This window comes from Ensifer sp. MJa1 (genome assembly GCF_037026475.1).
In the GTDB taxonomy this organism is placed as follows: Bacteria; Pseudomonadota; Alphaproteobacteria; order Rhizobiales; family Rhizobiaceae; genus Ensifer.
In genome coordinates, this window is sequence record NZ_JAKUMO010000027.1 from 34,412 (window position 1) to 54,747 (window position 20,336).

The 20,336-nt window shown below is 62.6% G+C and carries 16 protein-coding genes; 4 read left to right on the forward strand and 12 right to left on the reverse strand.

Features of this window, described 5'->3' with window-relative positions:
- Window positions 1-308: 308 nt before the first annotated feature.
- Complete coding sequence (gene dnaE / locus MKZ91_RS27035; RefSeq protein ID WP_336174124.1) at window positions 309-3,806, forward strand: DNA polymerase III subunit alpha; 3,498 nt, start codon at window positions 309-311, stop codon at window positions 3,804-3,806.
- Between the two features lie 108 nt (window positions 3,807-3,914).
- Here the strand turns inward: dnaE and MKZ91_RS27040 are convergent, their stop codons facing one another.
- Window positions 3,915-5,147 (reverse strand): L,D-transpeptidase family protein, encoded by a 1,233-nt coding sequence (locus tag MKZ91_RS27040; protein ID WP_336174125.1) that lies wholly within the window; start codon window positions 5,145-5,147, stop codon window positions 3,915-3,917.
- Between the two features lie 139 nt (window positions 5,148-5,286).
- Window positions 5,287-6,579 (reverse strand): DNA polymerase IV, encoded by a 1,293-nt coding sequence (locus MKZ91_RS27045; RefSeq protein WP_336174127.1) that lies wholly within the window; start codon window positions 6,577-6,579, stop codon window positions 5,287-5,289.
- Between the two features lie 66 nt (window positions 6,580-6,645).
- On the opposite strand from MKZ91_RS27045, the gene MKZ91_RS27050 reads away from it, so the two are divergent.
- Complete coding sequence (locus MKZ91_RS27050; RefSeq protein WP_336174128.1) at window positions 6,646-7,233, forward strand: GNAT family N-acetyltransferase; 588 nt, start codon at window positions 6,646-6,648, stop codon at window positions 7,231-7,233.
- Between the two features lie 14 nt (window positions 7,234-7,247).
- On the opposite strand, the gene MKZ91_RS27055 is transcribed toward MKZ91_RS27050, so the two are convergent.
- Together MKZ91_RS27055 and MKZ91_RS27060 are read right to left on the reverse strand one after the other, a co-directional pair.
- Window positions 7,248-7,880, reverse strand: coding sequence for a hypothetical protein (locus tag MKZ91_RS27055; RefSeq protein WP_336174129.1), 633 nt, complete (start codon window positions 7,878-7,880; stop codon window positions 7,248-7,250).
- Between the two features lie 11 nt (window positions 7,881-7,891).
- Window positions 7,892-8,161, reverse strand: a complete 270-nt coding sequence (locus MKZ91_RS27060) for a DUF3572 domain-containing protein (RefSeq protein WP_336174130.1) — start codon at window positions 8,159-8,161, stop codon at window positions 7,892-7,894.
- Between the two features lie 156 nt (window positions 8,162-8,317).
- Here MKZ91_RS27060 and MKZ91_RS27065 point away from each other — a divergent pair, with 156 nt between their 5' ends.
- A complete protein-coding gene (locus MKZ91_RS27065) occupies window positions 8,318-8,689 on the forward strand; it encodes a response regulator (protein WP_003537642.1) in 372 nt (123 codons plus the stop codon).
- A gap of 18 nt (window positions 8,690-8,707) precedes the next feature.
- Window positions 8,708-10,075 (forward strand): PleD family two-component system response regulator, encoded by a 1,368-nt coding sequence (locus MKZ91_RS27070; RefSeq protein WP_336174131.1) that lies wholly within the window; start codon window positions 8,708-8,710, stop codon window positions 10,073-10,075.
- Window positions 10,076-10,649: 574 nt separating this feature from the next.
- Here the strand turns inward: MKZ91_RS27070 and rpmG are convergent.
- The 8 genes from rpmG to plsY all read right to left on the reverse strand — a co-directional run bounded on the left by rpmG (window position 10,650) and on the right by plsY (window position 20,320).
- The gene (gene rpmG / locus MKZ91_RS27075) at window positions 10,650-10,817 is read right to left on the reverse strand and encodes a 50S ribosomal protein L33 (protein ID WP_034795357.1); all 168 of its coding nucleotides are present in this window, start codon (window positions 10,815-10,817) and stop codon (window positions 10,650-10,652) included.
- A 93-nt stretch (window positions 10,818-10,910) separates the two neighbouring features.
- Complete coding sequence (locus tag MKZ91_RS27080; protein ID WP_336174132.1) at window positions 10,911-12,095, reverse strand: MFS transporter; 1,185 nt, start codon at window positions 12,093-12,095, stop codon at window positions 10,911-10,913.
- A gap of 13 nt (window positions 12,096-12,108) precedes the next feature.
- On the reverse strand, window positions 12,109-12,813 hold the full coding sequence (locus MKZ91_RS27085; RefSeq protein ID WP_336174133.1) for an NUDIX hydrolase: 705 nt from the start codon (window positions 12,811-12,813) through the stop codon (window positions 12,109-12,111).
- A complete protein-coding gene (locus MKZ91_RS27090) occupies window positions 12,810-13,265 on the reverse strand; it encodes a DUF983 domain-containing protein (protein WP_336174134.1) in 456 nt (151 codons plus the stop codon). Before MKZ91_RS27090 ends, MKZ91_RS27085 begins: the two co-directional genes overlap by 4 nt.
- 26 nt (window positions 13,266-13,291) lie before the next feature.
- Window positions 13,292-15,664, reverse strand: coding sequence for a ribonuclease R (gene rnr, locus MKZ91_RS27095; protein WP_336174135.1), 2,373 nt, complete (start codon window positions 15,662-15,664; stop codon window positions 13,292-13,294).
- A 2-nt stretch (window positions 15,665-15,666) separates the two neighbouring features.
- Window positions 15,667-18,330, reverse strand: a complete 2,664-nt coding sequence (gene topA, locus MKZ91_RS27100; RefSeq protein WP_336174137.1) for a type I DNA topoisomerase — start codon at window positions 18,328-18,330, stop codon at window positions 15,667-15,669.
- Window positions 18,331-18,557: 227 nt separating this feature from the next.
- Entirely contained in the window at window positions 18,558-19,709 is a 1,152-nt protein-coding gene (gene dprA / locus MKZ91_RS27105; protein WP_336174138.1) for a DNA-processing protein DprA, read from the reverse strand.
- Complete coding sequence (gene plsY, locus MKZ91_RS27110; protein WP_336174139.1) at window positions 19,709-20,320, reverse strand: glycerol-3-phosphate 1-O-acyltransferase PlsY; 612 nt, start codon at window positions 20,318-20,320, stop codon at window positions 19,709-19,711. Before plsY ends, dprA begins: the two co-directional genes overlap by 1 nt.
- Window positions 20,321-20,336 lie beyond the last annotated feature (16 nt).

A 20,336-nucleotide genomic window follows, 5' to 3' on the forward strand; every position in this document is an offset into this window, starting at 1 on the left:
TGAATAGAACGCCTGTGGGTCGCTTGACGAGAGAACAAAAATGGAACAAAGTAAAAACATAACGGAAAAGGAGCCATGTTATGACTGATTTTGTTCGTGACCTCGCCGCCTTCACTTCGATGGGCCTGTTCATCGCAAGCATCTCCTTCATTGCGCTCGGCCTCTGAGGCGGGCGCCGACATTCATCCCAAGCACCTCCGCAACTGCCTTTCCCCGGTTGAATAACGGGATGACATGTCAGGTGAAACTGGACATGTCGGGTGATAAGCGGGATATCCTGCCAGCCAGACAGGAATCAGGGTGCGACAATGGCAGACGACGGCAAGACAGTATCGAGTGAGGCGCTCGGCACGGATCCGCAGTTTGTGCATCTGCGTGTCCACTCGGCCTTCTCGTTGCTCGAGGGCGCGCTGCCCTTGAAGAAGGTTATCGGCAAGGCCGTTGCCGACGATCAGCCGGCGATCGGGATCGCCGACACCAACAATCTATTCGCCGCGCTCGAGTTCTCGCAGAAGGCGGCCAGTGACGGGTTGCAGCCGCTTACCGGCTGCCAGCTTTCCATCGACATGGAGGATGAGACGGAAGGCGATCGGCGCGGTCATGCGCAACAGCTCGCCAAGCTTCCGGCGATCGTGCTGATTGCAGCCACCGACGATGGATACACTCGGCTCGTGGACCTGGTGAGCCGCGCCTATCTCAGTGGCGAGGGCAGCCAGGCGACGCGGATCACTCGCTCCTGGCTGGCCGAATGCGGTACCGAGGGCTTGATCGCGCTGACTGGCGCGTCCACTGGCCCTGTGGACATGGCTCTTAAGGCGGGATCGACGGCCTTGGCCGAGGCGCGCCTTGAAGCCCTGCATGATCTTTTCGGCGACCGACTCTATATCGAGCTGCAGCGCCATGGTGGCTACGATCGCCGCCATGAAAGCCGGATGATCGACCTTGCCTACAAGTTCGATGTTCCGCTGGTGGCCACCAACGAAGCCTTCTTCCCGTCGCCGTCCGACTATGAGGCGCATGACGCGCTGATGGCAGTTGCGCACAATGCCATGGTCTCGGACGACAGCCGCTTCCGTCTGACGCCCGATCATTACCTGAAGAGCCGCAAGGAAATGGCGGCGCTGTTTGCCGACCTGCCCGAGGCGTTGCAAAACACCGTCGAGATTGCCCGGCGTTGCTCCTTCATGCTGAAGACCCGCGGGCCGATCCTGCCGCGGTTCACCGGAGCCACCGCGGATCCGGAGGAGGCCGAGCGCGCCGAGGCAAACGAACTGCGCCGCCAGGCGGAGGAGGGGCTCGAGGAACGTCTGGCTCGGCTTGGCATGGCGACCGGCTACAGCGAACAGGACTATCGTGAGCGGCTGGCCTTCGAGCTCAGCGTTATCGAGCGCATGAAGTTCCCCGGCTACTTCCTGATCGTTGCCGACTTCATCAAATGGGCAAAGCAGCATGACATTCCCGTCGGCCCGGGCCGCGGTTCGGGCGCGGGCTCGCTCGTTGCCTATGCGCTGACGATCACCGACGTCGATCCGATGCGCTTCTCGCTGCTGTTCGAGCGCTTCCTCAATCCCGAGCGCGTCTCGATGCCCGACTTCGATATCGACTTCTGCCAGGATCGACGTGAAGAGGTGATCCGCTACGTCCAGCGCAAGTATGGCCGCGAGCAGGTGGCGCAGATCATCACCTTCGGTTCGCTGCAGGCGCGCGCGGCCCTGCGCGACGTCGGCCGCGTGCTGGAAATGCCCTATGGCCAGGTCGACAAGATCTGCAAGCTGGTGCCCAACAATCCGGCCAACCCGACGCCGCTCTCCAAGGCGATCGAGGAGGAGCCGCGCCTGCAGGAAGAGGCGGAGAAGGAGCCGGTCGTCGCACGCCTTCTTGATATCGCCCAGAAGATCGAAGGTCTCTATCGCCACGCCTCGACCCATGCCGCCGGCATCGTGATCGGCGACCGGCCGCTGTCGCAGCTCGTGCCGATGTATCGCGATCCGCGATCGGACATGCCGGTCACTCAGTTCAACATGAAGTGGGTGGAGCAGGCGGGCCTCGTCAAGTTCGACTTCCTCGGCCTGAAGACCCTGACCGTGCTGAAGGTCGCGGTCGAATTCGTCAGGCAGCGCGGCATCGAGGTCGACCTGGCGAGCATTCCGCTCGACGATGAGAAGACCTACGAGATGCTGTCACGCGGCGAAACGGTTGGCGTGTTCCAGGTGGAAAGTGCCGGCATGCGCAAGGCGCTGATCGGCATGCGGCCCGACTGCATCGAGGACATCATCGCGCTGGTGGCGCTCTATCGTCCGGGCCCGATGGAGAACATCCCTGTCTATAACGCCCGCAAGCATGGCGAAGAGGAGATCGAGTCGATCCATCCGAAGATCGACCATCTGCTGAAGGAAACACAGGGCGTTATTGTCTACCAGGAACAGGTGATGCAGATCGCCCAGGTGCTCTCGGGCTACTCGCTCGGCGAGGCCGACCTTCTGCGCCGCGCCATGGGTAAGAAGATCAAGGAGGAAATGGACAAGCAGCGTGCCCGTTTCGTCGACGGCGCCGTGAAGAACGAGGTGTCGAAGCCGCAGGCCGACCTGATTTTCGACCTGCTCGCCAAGTTCGCCAACTACGGCTTCAACAAGTCGCACGCCGCAGCCTACGCCATCGTCTCCTACCAGACCGCCTTTATGAAGGCGCATTATCCGGTCGAGTTCCTGGCCGCGTCGATGACGCTCGACATGTCCAACACGGAAAAGGTCAACGATTTCCGCCAGGATGCCAATCGCCTCGGCATCCAGGTGATCGCACCATCGGTGCAGACCTCGTTCCGGCAGTTCCAGACGGGTGAGAATCGGATCTACTATTCGCTTGCCGCCATCAAGGGCGTCGGTGAATCGGCGGTCGAGCACATCGTCGAAGTTCGTGGGGACCGCACCTTTGCGAGCCTCGAAGACTTCTGCCTGAGGATTGATCCGAAGCTTCTCAATCGTCGCGTCTTCGAAAGCCTGATTGCCGCCGGCGCCTTCGATTGTTTCGGCTATGACCGGGCGGAGCTGGTCGGCGGCCTCGACCGTATCCTCGGCTTTGCCCAGCGTGCCCAGGAAAACAAGACGAGCGGCCAGAGCGACATGTTCGGCGCGGGGGCTGCCACCGGGCCGGAACGCATCGCGCTTCCGACCTATACGCCCTGGCTCGCTTCGGAGAAGCTGCACCGCGAGTTCCAGGTGCTCGGCTTCTACCTCTCCGCTCACCCGCTCGACACCTACAATGCGTTGCTCGCCAAGATGCGCGTGCAAACCTTTGGCGATTTTGCCGGCGCGGTCAAAAAAGGGGCGACCGCCGGACGGCTCGCCGGCACCGTGACCTCCAAGCAGGAGCGCAAGACCCGCACGGGCAACAAGATGGGCATCGTCGCTTTCTCGGATTCTTCCGGCCAGTTCGAAGCGGTGCTGTTTTCCGAGATGCTGCACCAGTATCGCGACCTGCTCGAGCCGGGCAAATCGCTGGTCATGACGGTTGCCGCCGAGGAGCGGCCGGAAGGCATTGGCCTGCGCATCCAGACGCTGCGCTCACTCGAAGAGGAATCGCTACAGCTGCAGAAGGCCCTGCGGGTCTACGTGCGCGATTCCGGCCCGCTGAAGTCGATCGCCTCCCATCTCAACACCCGGGGTGACGGTCTCGTTTCCTTCGTCGTCATCAAGGACAATGGCCAGCGCGAAATCGAGGTCGAGCTCAGCGAGAAGTTCCGGATCTCGCCGGAGATCGCCGCAGCGCTCCGTTCAGCACCGGGCGTGGTCGACGTCGAACTGGTCTGATCGCGTCCCGCAACGTCACCGTTTCGTCTCGCCGGCGAAAGACCGGCGAGCGTGGTGATTCAATTGCCAGGGAAGGAGAACCGCGCCGAGCACTTGCCCTGCTCGGCATCAGCCAGCGGGACGAGGCCGCGTGATGGTGATGAAATCGGTGCCCTGGCCGGTTTCCAGTCCGCTATCCATATCGGCGATCGACAGCGACGACCCTTCAGTCAGGAGATCTTCGACCCGCCTGCGAACATCGTCCGCTATCGTCAGTCGCGCCAGCGTGCGCTGTATGCCGTTAAACGCAAAGGGGTCGGCGTCGATGGTGATGCCAAGCCGCTTCATTGTCGAAGCGGTCAGGTGATTTTCGAGCGAGGCGCCGAACCACTTGCCTTCAGCGCCTTCCTCTTCATTGTGCCGGAACTGCAGAAAATGCGTTCCAAGCGCCTCTTCCGGCTTGTCGATGGTGAGGCCTGCCTCAAAGAGCGGCTTGAATCCCTGCCGCACGAGCAACTTGCCGTTCTGCGGCGGCGTGCGTCCCGCTTTGCGCAGGAGCCGCTCGGTCAGCTCCGGCGTCAGCTTGCCGTCGCTCTCAAGGCCCTCGCTCGCCTGAAATGCTTTGAGTGCTGCAATCGTCGCGGGCCCGGCGTGGCCGTCGATCGTCCCGGGCCCATAGCCGAGAGCCTCTAGCGATGTTTGCACCTCGCGCATGCCGTCGCGCGCGTCACTGCGCGTGATCAGGATGCGGATGGGTTCGCCCAGGGCTGTGGCCGTACCGGTCGCGCCGCCTGGCGGTTCTGTCATGGCGATTTCGACGGGCGCATCGCCGACCTGGCTGATGGCTGGCCGAAGCGGCACGTCGGAAAGCGGCGGCAGGGCTTCCGTCGGCGCCGGTCGGAAGAGCAGGGCGCTTTTCACCTCGCTTGGTGTTATCTGGCGGTCGGAGATCAGCACATGCACACCACGCTCGGTCATCTTGTAGAGCGTAGCGGCAAAGCTGCCCGGAAGCCGCACGCAGCCATGCGAGGCCGGGTAATCCGGCACGTGGTTTGATCCGTGCAGCGCGATGCCCGACCAGGTCAGCCGCTGCATGAACGGCATTGGCGCGTTCGAATAGATGTTCGACTTATGGTGGCGCCGCTTTTCCAGGATCGAGAAGATGCCTGATGGCGTCGTATGCCCGGCCTTGCCGGTCGACACAGGCGACGTCGCAATCACCGCGTCGCCGTCATAGACGACGAGCGACTGCTGGTCTTTCGACACAATGATCTGTAGCGGCCCGCGACTGCCTGCAAACCCGGTGGCCGGTGACAACAGCAGAGCAACGAAGCTGGCGGTGAGAGCGAAACGCGATACCATACACTCAACCCAACACGTGACTTGGCGCTCGAGCCTAGTCTGCAAACTTTAAGGAATTCATCCAGGTGCCGTGTGGGGTTCATCAAGCTTGCGTGATCCGAGCGGACCAAGCGCGTGGGCGGGCTGTTGGCGCAAGGTCTCAGGGATCGCGTTTCCTGGTCCCAAACGTGTAGCCGGTCTCCACGCTTGCCTTGCCGAACTTGTCGCGCAGCCTGTTCATGGCGTCTTCGGCCGCGGCGCGGCGCGTTGCCGCCGGATCGACCAGATCGGGTGGGTCGGCGAGATCCGGATTGGAGAGATCGCTGACGCCGATGCCGATCAGCCGGTACTTCGTGCCATCCGTTTCCTTTTCCAGAAGCTGCAGGCCGGTGCGGAAGATCCGGTCTGCCAGCCGCGTGGGACTGTCGAGACGCCGGTTACGCGTACGCAGCTTGAAATCTGCCGTTTTCAGTTTCAGGACGACGGTCTGGCCGGCGAGCTCAGATTTGCGCAACCGATGCGCCACCTGCTCGCTGAGCCGCCTGAGGTGAACGACGAGGTCGTCGTACCGCGAAAGGTCGTCATTGAAGGTGGTTTCGGATGATACACTCTTGGCTTCACCGTCGATTTCGACCGCCCTTTCGTCGAGCCCGCGCGATAGGCGAAAGAGCCGCTGCCCCATCGTGCCGTAGCGGCGCATGAGGTCGCCTTCCTCCATCGTCTGCAACTGGCCGATCGTGCGGATCCCGTCGCGCTCCAGTGCCGTGGCAAAGGCCTTGCCGACCCCCCAGATGAGCGTGACCGGCTTTTCCCGCAGGAAGTCCAGCGCCTCGGCTTGGCCGATGACGGAGAAACCGCGTGGCTTCTGCAGATCGGAGGCGACCTTGGCGAGGAACTTGCAGTAGGAGAGGCCAACCGAAACGGTAATGCCGATCTCCTGTTCGACGCGGCGGGCGAAGCGGGCAAGCGTACGGGCCGGCGGATCGTGGTGCAGGCGTGCAGTGCCCCGCAACTCCAGGAAGGCCTCGTCGATCGACAGCGGCTGCACCAGCGGTGTCAGTTCCTGCATCAGCATGCGCACTTCGCGGCCGACGCGGACGTATTTTTCCATGTCGGGTTTGACGACAACCGCCTGCGGGCAGGCCTCCAGCGCCTTGAACATCGGCATAGCCGAACGCACGCCATGGATGCGGGCAATGTAGCAGGCGGTGGAGACCACGCCGCGTTTGCCCCCACCGATGATCACCGGCTTGTCGGCAAGCTCGGGATTGTCGCGTTTCTCGATCGACGCATAAAACGCGTCGCAATCGATGTGAGCCAATGTCAGATCATAGAGCTCCGCATGACGCAGAATGCGCGGGCTGCCGCAAGCGACGCAACGCCGCACGGACGCTGCCTGTTCCTTAAGGCAGTCGCGGCAGAAACCTGGAATGAGAGGAGCGCTTTCGACCATGCCTGGAACAAATGTTGAACATTGCGACCTTACGCTCTAGGCTAGCGAGTCTCAAGGGAGGCGCGGTTGGAAATCACACTCCAGTTCACACCGGTGACGGAGGATCGCTGGGCGGATTTCGAGCGGCTTTTTGAGCCGAATGGCGCCTATGGCGGTTGCTGGTGCACCGCGCTGCGCCTGCCACATTCTGCGCGCAAGGCGATGTCGGCAGCCGGGAACAAGGCCTTTATCAGGACGCGGATCGGCCTGGGGCCGCCGCCGGGCATCCTCGGCTATTTTGAGGGAGCGCCCGTCGCTTGGGTTCAGGTTGGTCCGCGCCACGATATCCCGCAGTTCAATTCGCCGCGCACGGTCGCGCGGCCACTGGAGGAGCGTGAGGCAACCGATCCGAAGATTTGGGCGCTGAGCTGCCTGTTCATGCAGTCGAAGCTCAGGGGCAGGGGCCTTAGTCATCAGCTTGTAAGCGGTGCGGTCGCATTCGCCAGGGCGAGCGGCGCCCGCTATCTCGATGCCTGTCCGATCGACCACGCCAAACAACCGAAGTCGGTTGCGCTATGGGTCGGTCCGACATCCGTGTTTGAAGCCGCAGGCTTCGAAGTCTTGGCGCGTCGCAAGGACAGCAGGCCGTTGATGCGATTGGATTTGGGCCAATGATCAACGCGATTGGGTCAGTTGTCGAAATGGGCGCGAATGGCCGCGGCCGCCTCCGCCCAATTGGAAACAAGGCGGATGCCGGGATCGGGCGCAGGCGCAAGTGCGCGAAACTCGACGTTAACCATCAGGTTGATCAGCAGGCAGGACGGGACATGACGCTGGACCGACTGCAGGTTGCGAAGGATATCATCGACAAAGACCAGCGGAACGGCGCGCCCTGCGTGCAGCTCTTGGACGATCGGTCCTTTCGGCTCCTCGGTCGCAAGCAACGGATAGGGAAGGCCGAGGCGATCGAGCAAAGCGCGCCGGACGGCGGCATGATGCGGCGGCATTGCGGTCAGAAAGACGATGTCAGCTTCTTCGGACAGTGCGGCGAGCGTATCGACCACCTGGACGGCCGGCGTCTGCCAGCGATCCTGCGAACCGTAGAAGGCATCGAGAAGGGCTTTGACCTCTGCCTCCGTCACCGGTTGATCGTCGGTGCGGTTGACGATGTTGCCGGTCAGACGGAAGGAACGCGGAAGCAGAGCGTGGTCGCAGCTGTCAAGAAAGGCTCTGAAGGGGTTGATGAATTCGAGAACGACTTCATCGATGTCGCTGACGATCAGTGGTCGCGGGCGAAGTTGGATCTGACCGACTGTCGACATATCCCGCGCGCTCAATCTTCAAAACCGGAATGGCCTGACAGCTCCATGTGGGCGCGCACAACATCCTGCGGTGCCGTCCCGGTCGCCTCGCAGAATGCAAGCAGCGTCGGCTCATGCTCCATGAGAAACGCGGTGATGCCGCCCATGAAGCCGGGCTCAGCAATGGCCGTTCGCAGTGAGCCGGGCTCGGTGCCGGTCAGCGCCAGGAAGCGGGACAAAAGCTCAGGTTCTCCGGCGAGCCAGGCAAGAATGTCGATGGCGATTTCTTCGGCACTTTTCATTGGTTCGTCCCCGTATGGTTTTTACGCCCGGAGTTACCTATTTTTCAACCAAATAGGCCTATCTCTGAAGTTGAGGAAATGGGTCGAGTCGTCGGCTCCGCAAGTTAAATGTCCTGAGGAGACTTGCAAGGTGACGACGGACAGCAAGGGATCGACATGCCCAAACAGGTAATGATTGTTGAAGACAACGAGCTGAACATGAAGCTGTTCCGCGACCTGATTGAGGCCTCCGGCTATGCGACGATCCAGACGCGCAACGGCATGGAGGCGCTCGAGCTTGCGCGCAAGCACCGGCCCGATCTCATTCTGATGGATATCCAGTTGCCGGAAGTATCCGGCCTGGAAGTGACGAAATGGCTGAAGGAAGACGACGAATTGCACGTCATCCCGGTCATCGCCGTCACCGCCTTTGCCATGAAGGGAGACGAGGAGCGCATCCGCCAGGGTGGATGCGAAGCCTATGTTTCCAAACCGATCTCCGTACCGAAGTTCATAGAAACGATCAAAACCTACCTGGGCGATGCCTGAGCGGCGGGAAAAATTGATATGACTGCGCGTATTCTTGTTGTCGATGATGTGCCGGCCAATGTGAAGTTGCTCGAAGCCCGGCTCCTTGCCGAATACTTCGATGTGTTGACCGCCAATGACGGGTACGCGGCGCTGGCGCTGTGCGAGAAGACGCCGATCGATCTCGTTCTTCTCGACATCATGATGCCGGGCCTTGACGGATTTGAAGTCTGCGAACGGTTGAAGGCGAGCCCGAAGACGGCGCATATCCCCGTTGTCATGGTGACGGCACTCGACCAGCCGTCGGATCGCGTGCGTGGCCTGAAGGCCGGCGCCGACGACTTCCTGACGAAGCCCGTCAACGATCTGCAACTGATGTCGCGCGTGAAGAGCCTCGTACGGCTGAAGAACGTGAGCGACGAACTGCGCCTGCGCGCCCAGACGGCGCAGACCATCGGCCTTGAGGATGTTGGCCGTGCCGATCGTCCTGACGAACCCGGCAACGTCCTGCTCGTCGACGGCCGCGGTTCTTCGCAGGAGCGCCTGCAGCGCGCCCTCAAGCCGATCGCCGATGTCTCGGTCATCTCCGATCCGCAAGCAGCACTTTTCGAAGCTGCCGAGAACAATTTTGATCTCGTCATCGTCAACGCGAACTTCGATGACTACGATCCCTTGCGGCTGTGCTCGCAGTTGCGTTCCCTTGAGCGCACACGCTTCATTCCGATCCTTTTGATCGCGGAGCAGGGCAGCGACGAGATGGTGGTGCGCGCGCTCGACCTTGGCGTGACCGACTACTTGATGCGGCCGGTCGACCCGAATGAACTGATCGCCCGGTCGATGACCCAGATCCGGCGCAAGCACTGCAATGACAGGCTGCGCGCGAGCGTGCAGCAAACCATTGAACTGGCTGTCACCGACGGCCTTACCGGAATGTACAACCGGCGTTATTTCGATACCCATCTGAAGTTGCTGATGGATCGCGCGGCTGCGCGCGGCCGGCCGTTGTCCATCTGCATGACGGACATCGACCGTTTCAAGCAGGTCAACGATACCTATGGCCATGACGTCGGAGATGACGTTCTGCGCGAATTTGCCAACCGGATCCGCACCACGGTGCGCGGCGCAGACCTTGCCTGCCGTTTCGGCGGCGAGGAGTTTATCGTGGTGATGCCGGATACTTCGGCAGAAATGGCGGCTGGTGTGGCCGAGCGCCTGCGCACGATCATCGAAAGCTTGCCTTTCCCGATCGCACAAGAAGACGGGCCGTTGAAGATAACCGCCTCCATGGGCATTGCGACCCTGAGGCCGGGCAGCGACACGGCGGAGGCTCTCTTGAAACGGGCCGATACTGCGCTCTACCAGGCCAAACACGAGGGCCGCAATCGCGTGGTCGCCGCAGCGGCCTGAGCGTAGCTCCGGCTGGCCGCTGCCGATCCGGCCCCCGGCGATTTGCCAGGGCCACCTCTTGCAGGTTGCATTTAAAGTTGTATTCTCGCCGTGGCCGATGCTACCGGGGAGTTTGAGTGGCAACGGCTGCCATGCATTTCGCCTGTCTTACTCTGATACACAATTAACCATGTGCTGAGCGACGCCGCTTTGCGCATTAAGAATTCGTTGATTTTTTTCCATTTTCAGGTGATGCTGATGAACAAGGAGGCATCCCCTCCAGAGATTTTGGTTACCCCATGATGCTCAGGTCCGCCGCATCTCCTGGGTCGTGGGGTTGGTCGGTTGGCTTTTGACCTCTGCGGAATCCTCGTGCCGCAGTCAGATGCCAGCCGACCCCCTTTTAAAAACGCCGTCCCGGCTCGGGGCGGCGTTTTTGATTCTGCCTGCAAGCAAGCGCACGGCCCGTCGGGGAAGGGGAGGCGGAGCATGGCCAAGGTCCGGCGAGGGATCGAGTCTGTAGCCGGCGCCGAAAAAGGAAAGGGCGCCAGACCCAGGAGGTCGGCGCCCTTTAATTCCGCAGAAACGTTCGATCTTACTTGATCTTGGTTTCCTTGAATTCAACGTGCTTCTTGACGACCGGGTCGTACTTGGTCTTGGTCATCTTTTCCGTCATCGTACGGCTGTTCTTGGTGGTGACGTAGAAGAAACCCGTGTCGGCTGTCGACAGCAGCTTGATCTTGATGGTGGTGGCTTTTGCCATGGTCGTCCTGCCTTTATGAAAATGAAAGCCGTGGACAACCGGTTGCGGGCCACGGGCAAGGTTGGCGCGAAACTACAAATCGCGGCCGAAAAGTCAAGGCCGTTTTGGATTCAAAACGATCCTGACCACGGAAAGCGCGACATAGAGGCCGAAAAAGCCGGCAATTGCCCAGGCAAAGCCGTTGTTTCCGGTGACATCCATGGCTGCTCCGATGGCTTGAGGTCCCGCAACAGTTCCGACGGCATAGGAAAACACGAAGGCTGCGTTTGCCGCAGCTAGGTCTGCACCCTGCAGCCGTGAACCCAGATGGCTAAGGCCAACCGTGTAAAGCCCGGAAACACAACCGCCCCAGAACAAAAGCACGACCGCCATCAGGAACCAGCTTTCGGCGAGCATCGGCAGACAGAGCGCGCCGATCAGGCCAATCACCGTCATGGCCGACAAGAGCGTGCGGCGGTCTTTCACGCGGTCGGACAGCATGCCGAGCGGGATCTGGAAGATGAAGTTGCCGATTCCCATCACCGTCAAAAGCAGCGCGGCCTGCGATTCGGTAAAACCGGATCGGGTGCCGAACACCGGGAACAGCGAAAGACCGCCCGATTCGACGGCGCCGAAGATGAACACCGCCGCGGTCGCCGTCGGCACGAGGAACACATAGCGCATGAAATGGCGCTCTGGCTTCTCGTCGATGACGGGGCTTTCGTCGCGCGCCAGGAAGATCGGAACGGCCGCAAGCAGGATGACGCCGGCGCCCACGACGAAGGGAAGAATGCCTTCGCTGCCGAGGATAGAGAACAGCAAGGGACCGGTGGCAAAGCCGAGTGAAAGCACGGTACCGTAGATGCCGAGCACGAAGCCGCGCTTTGCCGGCGGGGCCGTCGCGTTGATCCAGAATTCCGAGAGGATGAAGAGCACGGTGATCGCACCGTGGAACACCACACGCAGCGGAAACCAGAGCCAAAAGTTGGTGATGTAGTAGAACCCGAAGGCGCTGACAGCGGCAAGCAGCACGGCCCACAGCATGGTTGGCGCGACGCCGTGCCGGTGGGCGAACTTGGTGGTGAAGGGCGCTGCCGCCATCGACGCCAGGCCAGCCATCGCCGAGTTGAGGCCGATGAGCGTCGACGAGATTCCGCGCTTTTCCATGATGATGGAGAGCAGCGGAAGCCCGAGCCCTATCGCGATGCCGACGGCGCTGATGGCGGCAACAGCCGCGATCAGCGATCGCCAGTGAATTTCCTCAACCGGTGCAATTGTACCGGACGACGGCTGTGACATCTAACGAGGGTCCTTAGAGCAATGTGCGGACGAATCGCCCACGGCGCGTGGTGTAGAGTGGCACTGGACGCTCACAGGGAAGCGACGGATCGGAATCAAGGCCGCTTTTGAGGTCCGCCAGAATGACGGCGGTGATGTCAGGTATCCGTACCGACGGAGTAACGTCCACATCGATCCACTGCAAATCCTGAAGCTCCCGACTGTCCAGGAAACGCGTCGGGTCGATGCCGGCCTCATCCACAAACAGGGCGAAGAAGCGCGTGTCGAACCGCCTCGCGTGGCCTGGAGGGGTGATGGCCCGTGCCATATAGCGCAAGTTCGCGAGATCGGGAAGGAACGGAACTGGGGCTGCCTGCGCAGGCGAGGGCTTGCCGACGGCGATGCCTGCCTCCTCGTAGAGCTCGCGCAGGCCCGCCAATGCCAGCGCGCGGGCGCGGGCGTCCGTGAGGTTGCGGCCGCCCGCCGTCTTTAAGGCGCGCAGCACGGTCGGATGAAGATCGGAAGCAAAGCCGAGGCGATGGTCCCCGGCATCGCGGCGCCCGCCCGGGAAGACATAGACATCGGGCATGAAGACGTGGGCGCTGTGCCGCCGGCCCATCAGCACCCTTACCCGTGCCCCGTCGCGGTCAAGCAGCATCACGGATGCCGCATCGCGTGGTCTGACGGTTGCGGAACGTTGGCGCGTGACCTCGTCGCCTGGGCTCCGCTGCGACATCATGCCCTGTCGTCTCGTGAGGGTAGCACGTCTTCGGGCGCATCTTCGTGGCCCCCGAAGCCATGCATCTTGAGCGCCCACTGCAGGCCGATGACGGCACCCTTGACGGGCTGCAGCAGCGCCAGGGAACTGACGACGGTGATCGGCGCCCAGATGGCCAGGTGCTGCCATGTGGTCAGCGGCAGGATGAGGTCGGTCATCATGTAGCCGGCAAGCACGAGGTGGCCGACGATCGTCACGACGATGTAGGGTGGAAAATCATCGGCGCGGTGATGGTCCATGCGTTCGCCGCAGGCCGCACAGGCGTCCACGGACTTGACGTAAGCGCGAAAGAGCTTGCCGCTGCCACAGGCTGGGCAGCGCCCGAGAAAGCCGCGTTTCATCGACCGGCCGACCGGCCGCTCGTCGCTTTGACTGCCGCCCAGGTGAAGCGTTTCGCCTACCGCTGCTTTCATGCTCATTCCTCTACCCTGACAGGGATCTATCGCCGTCCTCTCGGCGGCCGCGTTCCCGGCTTCTTGCGCGCCCCGGTGCGGTCCCGCCGGCCCGACTTGTGGAAGGAGCGCGTCGCCGTCGGCATCTTGCGCCCTTCACTCAGCATCTCAAACCGCAATGCCCCTGCAAGCGGCACCGCTTCGACGAGCTTGACGCGGACCGGATCACCGAGCCGATAACCGAGGCCGGTCTTCTCACCGGAGAGCGCTTGATGCGCCTCATCATAGATGAAGTAGTCGCGCCCGAGCGTAGATATAGGAACGAAGCCGTCGGCACCATAGGCGGGCAGGGTGACAAAGAGTCCCGCCTTGGTGACGCCGGAAACCCGGCCGTCGAATTCCTCGCCGACGCGACCGTTGAGGTGGTGGGCGATCAGGCGGTCGACAGTGTCGCGTTCCGCTGCCATGGCGCGACGCTCGAAGGTCGAGATCTCGGCGGCGATGTCGTCGAGCACCGCCTCTTCCTGCGGCGTCAACCCGCCTTCGCCGAGTCCGAGCGAGGCAACCAGCGCCCGGTGCACGATGAGGTCGGCATAGCGGCGGATCGGCGAAGTGAAATGCGCATATTTCAGCAGATTGAGACCGAAGTGCCCGATGTTCTCCGGGCTGTAGATAGCCTGGCTCTGGGAGCGCAGCACCATCTCGTTGACCATGGTTTCGAACGGCTTGCCCTCGGCCTTGGCGAGGACGCCGTTGAAATGGTTCGAGCGCATGTTGCCGCCCTTGACGAGCGAGATGTCGAGGGTGGCCAGGAACTCGCGCAGGCTTTCCTGCTTGGCAAGCGACGGCTGGTCGTGCACGCGGTAGATCAAGACCTGGCGCTTCTGCTCCAGCGTCTCCGCCGCAGCGACGTTAGCCTGGATCATCATCTCTTCGATCAGCTTGTGCGCGTCGAGGCGTTCAGGAACGAAGACACGATCCACCGTGCCATCCGGCTTCAGGATGATCTTGCGCTCGGGCATGTTGAGCTCGAGCGGCTGACGGCGGTCGCGACCGCGCGTGAGAATGCGGTAGCCTTCCCAGAGCGGCTTCAGGATCGTCTCGAGGATCGGACCGGTCTTGTCGTCGGGGTTGCCGTCGATCGCTGCCTGCGCCTGCTGGTAGGAGAGCTTCGCCGCGCTCTTCATCATGACGCGGTGGAAGGTGTGGCCGGCCTTGCGGCCTTCCTTGGAGAAGCGCATGCGTACGGCGAGCGCCGGGCGGTCGACGCCTTCTTTCAGCGAGCAGAGGTCGTTTGAGATGCGTTCGGGTAGCATCGGCACGACGCGGTCGGGGAAATAGACCGAATTGCCACGCTTCAACGCCTCGAGGTCCAGTGCCGATTTCGGCCGGACATAGTAGGAGACATCAGCAATGGCGACCGTGACGATGACGCCGCCCGGATTGTCCTCGGACGGATCCGGTTCGGCATGAACAGCGTCGTCGTGGTCCTTGGCGTCAGCCGGGTCGATGGTGATGAGCGGCAGCGCACGCCAGTCCTCGCGGTGTGCCATGGTGGCCGGACCGGCAGCGTTCGCCTCCTCGATCACCCGCTCCGGGAAGACATGCGGAATGCCGTGCGCGTGGATCGCGATCATCGAGATCGCCTTCTCGGAGGCAACCGAGCCTATGACGGTCTGCACCTGCGCCCGCGGCAACCCGTAGCGGCCGAGCCGCGAGAGCTGCACTTCGACCAGATCGCCGTCCTGGGCGTTGCCGGTAAACTCGGGATCAACCAGTACTTCCTCGCCGCGCTTCTCGATCGGCATCAGGCGACCACCGCCGCCGGGCGTTGAGCGGAAGACGCCGAGTACGGCATCCTTTCGCTTGTCGAGCACCTTGATGATGCGCGCCGTATAGGCAGGGCCGCCACGCTCCTTGGCCGGGAAGATCTTGGCGAGCACCCGATCGCCGAGACCGCCGACCGGCACCTTGCCCTTGGCCTTGCCGACCGCCGACTGCTTGATCAGCACCGCCGGCGCGACGCCGTCATCGTCGAGCCATTCGGCCGGACGACCGATCAACTCGCCATCGACATCGCGGATGGTGATGTCGAGCACGGTGACCGGGGGCAGGGCCCCTGGGCGCACGAGCGACTTGCGCTTCTTCTCGACCAGGCCGTCGACTTCGAGCGACTTCAGCAGCGCCTTGAGTTCGACGCGGGTCTCACCCTTGAGGCCAAAGGCCTTGGCGATCTCACGCTTTGAGGCACGGTCCGGGTTTTCGGCGATGAAGCGCATCAGCACGTCGCGCGGCGGAACCGCGCCGTGGATGATGGGTTCGCTTGGCTGGGCCGATCCGGCCTTTGCCGCGCGTGCAGGCTTCCTGCCCAGGCTTCTTTTGCCGGACTGTTCGGTGGGATCGCGCGGTATTCTGGTCAAGATCAGTCCTTCTTGGCCTTGGCGGCCGTCTTTGTCTTGCTCTTGGCAGGTGCCTTGGCCTTCGCCGGCTTGGCGGCACCGTCCTCGGACTTGGCCGCAGCCTTCGTGGTCTTGGCCTTGGCTGCCTTGCCCTTGGTCGTTCCACCCTTGGCAGCGCGCTCTGCAATGAGCGCCAAGGCCTCCCCGACCGTCACCGACTGCGGATCCTTGCCCTTCGGCAGGGTGGCGTTGACCTTGCCCCAGTTGACATAGGGACCGTAGCGGCCGTCACGAACCGTGATGGCGCCACCTTCCGGATGATCGCCGAGCTCCTTGAGCGACGCGGCGGCGGTGCGGCCACGGCCGGCACCGGCCTTCGACTGCTTGTCGGCAAGCACGGAGACGGCACGGTTGAGGCCGATCGAGAAGACGTCCTCGATCGATTCGAGATTGGCATATGTGCCATCGTGCAGCACGAACGGTCCATAGCGACCAAGACCGGTGGAGATCATCTTGCCGGTTTCCGGATGGGCGCCGATGTCGCGTGGCAGCGACAGCAGCGCCACGGCCTTCTCGTGGTCGATCGTTGACGGCGTCCAGCCCTTGGGCAAGCTCGAGCGCTTCGCTTCCTTGCCATCGCCACGCTGGACATAGGGGCCGAAACGGCCGCTGCGCAGCGTGATTTCTTCGCCGGTGTGCGGGTCCTTGCCAAGCGCCTGCGGTTCGTTCGAGACCGCGGCTTCCTCGCCGTTGCTCTCGGAGGAAAGCTGGCGGGTGAAGTTGCACTCCGGATAGTTGGAGCAGCCGACGAAGGCGCCGTACTTGCCGAGCTTCAGCGACAGCTTGCCGGTGCCGCAGACCTGGCAGGTGCGCGGGTCGCCGCCGTCTTCGCGCTTCGGGAAGACCAGCGGCGCCAGTTCCTCGTTCAGCGCGTCGAGCACGTTGGTGACGCGCAGTTCCTTGGTTTCCTCGATCTGGGCGAAGAAATCCTTCCAGAAGTCGCGAAGCACGTCCTTCCAGTTGACTTCGCCGGCCGAGACCTGGTCGAGCTTTTCTTCGAGCGACGCGGTGAAGTCGTAGCCGACATAGCGCGTGAAGAAGCTCTCCAGGAACGCCGTCACCAGACGCCCCTTGGCCTGGGGCACGAGCTTGCGCTTGTCGTTGGTGATGTAGTCGCGGTCGAGCAGCGTCGTGACCGTCGCGGCATAGGTGGAGGGACGGCCGATGCCGAGCTCTTCCATCTTCTTGATCAGGCTTGCTTCCGAATAACGCGGCGGCGGCTCGGTGAAGTGCTGCGAGGCGTTGATCTTCTGCTTGGCGAGGTTTTCGCGGGCATTGATCTCCGGCAGGCGGCCGTCCTCGTCGCCATCATCGGTCTGCTCGCCGTCTTCCTTGGCGTCCGTATAGGCGGCGATGAAGCCGTCGAAGCGGATGACGGAACCGGTCGCGCGCAGGCCGGCCTTCTGGCCACCGTTGTCGGCGGTGATTTCAGCGGTCGTGCGCTCGATCTCGGCCGATGCCATCTGGCTGGCGATGCCGCGCTTCCAGACGAGGTCGTAGAGCCTCAGCATGTCTCCGTCGAGGAACTTGCGAACCTGGTCCGGCGTGCGGTTGAAATCGGTCGGCCGGATCGCTTCGTGCGCTTCCTGGGCATTCTTCGCCTTGGTTGAATAGAAGCGCGGTTTTTCCGGCAGGTAACGGTCGCCGAACTGGCTGGCGATCGCCTTGCGCGATGCCTCGATGGCTTCCGGTGCCATCTGCACGCCGTCGGTACGCATATAGGTGATGAGGCCGACGGTCTCGCCGCCGATATCGACACCTTCATAGAGCTTCTGCGCGACCTGCATGGTGCGAGACGCGGAGAAGCCGAGCTTCGAGGAAGCGGCCTGCTGCAGCGTCGACGTGGTGAACGGCGGCGACGGATTGCGCTTGACCGGCTTGGCCTCGATGCTGTCGACCACATAGGCCGCACCTTCGAGCAAAGTCTTCAGGCGGTTTGCTTCCTCGCCGTTGCCGACAGCCCTCGGGGCGAGGCGCTTGCCGTCAGCCGAAACGAGACGAGCTTCGAACTCGTCGCCGCGCGGGGTCTTCAGAAGGGCGGAAATGTTCCAGTATTCTTCAGAGATGAAGCGTTCGATCTCGCTTTCGCGGTCGCAGACGAGGCGTAGGGTGACGGACTGCACCCGTCCGGCCGAGCGGGCGCCCGGCAGCTTGCGCCAGAGCACCGGCGAAAGATTGAAGCCGACGAGGTAGTCGAGAGCGCGGCGCGCCAGATAAGCGTCGACCAGCGAGATGTCTATGTCGCGCGGATGAGCGATCGCTTCGAGAACGGCCTTCTTGGTAATGGCGTTGAACGCCACGCGCTTGACCGGCTTGTCGCCGAGCACTTTCTTTTTCTTCAAGAGGTCGAGCACGTGCCAGGAAATCGCTTCGCCTTCGCGATCCGGGTCGGTTGCCAGAATGAGGCCGTCGGAGGATTTGACCGCGTCGGCGATATCCTTCATGCGTTTCGCCGAGGCGCCATCGACCTCCCAGGACATCTCGAAGTCTTCATCCGGACGGACCGAGCCGTCCTTTGCCGGCAGATCGCGCACATGGCCGAACGAAGCCAGCACCTTGTAGCCAGGCCCCAGGTACTTGTTGATCGTCTTTGCCTTGGAAGGCGATTCCACCACTACAACATTCATCGTCATTTTCTGAGACAACCGGTTCTGGTTCGGGCGTCAGCGCCGCTTGCGCCATGGTTCGCCTGATATCGACGCCCCGAAATGGACAGGGATTCGTGCGGGGTCAAGAGGGTTCACCCAAAATAACGACGAGAGGGCGTTGCGCAACTCACGCAGGATTGCCGGCCGGGCGCACTCTGCAACAACTCGTTCGCCGCGGATTTGCGCCGTGGGATTGTCGGCATCCGTCATTCCGGGCTCGCCAGCGACACGCGGCCGCCCGCGTGACGTTCAAGGCGGCCCGCAAGATCGAGCTCCAGCAGAAGCAGGTAGACCTGCGCCGGCGAGAGGCCCGTGTGCCGGACGATGTCGTCGATTTCCGCCGGCGTCGGGCCAAGGGCATCGGCGAGTGCGGAACGGTCATGGTCGCTGGTCGTGGTCGGGCCGTCCGGCCGAACGTTGTTGTCCGGCTCTCTGATCGCGGCAGGCAACGGCAGTTCCAATTGGCTGAGCGGCGCCAGCGCCTCGGTGATGTCCTCGGGCGAGGTCGTAACGATTGCGCCCTGCTTCAGCAAGTCGTTGGTTCCGTGGCAGCGCGGATCGAGTGGCGATCCGGGAACGGCAAAGACGAGCCGACCGAAGTCGGCGGCATAACGTGCCGTGATCAGCGAACCGGAACGGTGCGCCGCTTCGACGATTGCGACGCCGAGGCCGACGCCGGCAATCAGGCGGTTGCGCCGAGGAAAATCGCGCGCGCGCGGCTCCCAGCCGAAGGGCATCTCGCTGATCGCCAGGCCGCGACCCGACGTGATCTCCTCAAGCAGGCCGATATTCTCCGGCGGGTAAGGCCGGTCGAGACCACCGGCGAGCGCGGCGATCGTGCCGGTTCCAAGGCTTGCGCGGTGGGCGGCCGTATCGATGCCGCGGGCAAGGCCGGACGCGATCACATAGCCGGCGCGGCCGCTCTCGCGAGCGATCATGGCGGCGAATTTGGCGCCGCTGATCGAGGCATTGCGTGAGCCGACGATCCCAAGCGACGGCCGCGTCGCTGCGTCGAGGTCGCCTTTCATCGCCAGCAGCGGCGGAGCGCCATCGATCTGCCGTAGTGCGGAGGGGTATCCGGGCTCGCCAATACCGACGAAGACGGCGCCGTGCCGTCGCGCAGCTTCCAGTTCCCTTTCGGCCTCGTTTACGGAGGCGATGCGATAGGCCTGTTGCTTGCCGCCGCGTCTCGACAGTTCGGGAAGGGCATCGAGCGCGTTTTCCGCGGTGCCGAAGTGATTGATCAGGTCCCTGAAGGCGACGGGACCGACGTTGTCGCTGCGGATCAGCCGCAGCCAGGAGATCTTCTGTCGTTCGGTCAGCGCAACTCCGGTTCGTCCTGCGCTGTCCTTCGACATTATCCCTTGTCTCCGATCTTGCTTTCCGTGCCGGCAAGCAGCCGCTGGATATTGGCGCGGTGCTTCACCCAGCTAATGACGGTCATCACCGCGAAAAGGAGGGCGACCTTTGCGTCACCTACTGCGTAGAGTAGAGCAGGAATGATAGCTGTTGCAACCAGGGCGGACAATGACGAGTAGCGGGTGATTTTCGCCAACGCGAGCCAGATGGCTGCAAAGGCGAGCACCATCAGCGGCGCAAGACCAAGAAGCACGCCGATATAGGTAGCGACACCCTTGCCGCCCTTGAAGCCGAGCCAGACCGGGTAGAGATGGCCAATGAAAGCCGCGAAGCCGGCGGCGATGCCTGCTTCGACACCCCAGCGGGCGGCGATAGCCGCCGCAGCCGTCCCTTTTAGCGCATCCAGCAGCAATGTTGCCGCCGCCAGCTTCTTGTTGCCGGTTCTGAGCACGTTGGTCGCGCCGATGTTGCCCGAGCCGATCTTGCGCACATCGCCGAGGCCGGCCATGCGGGTGAGAAGCAGGCCGAATGGAATCGAGCCGAGCAGATAGCCGAAGCCAAGGCTCAACAGCGTCAAGGGCAGCCCGAGCTGCCAGGAAAGTATATCCACCGGTTCCCCTCCCGCG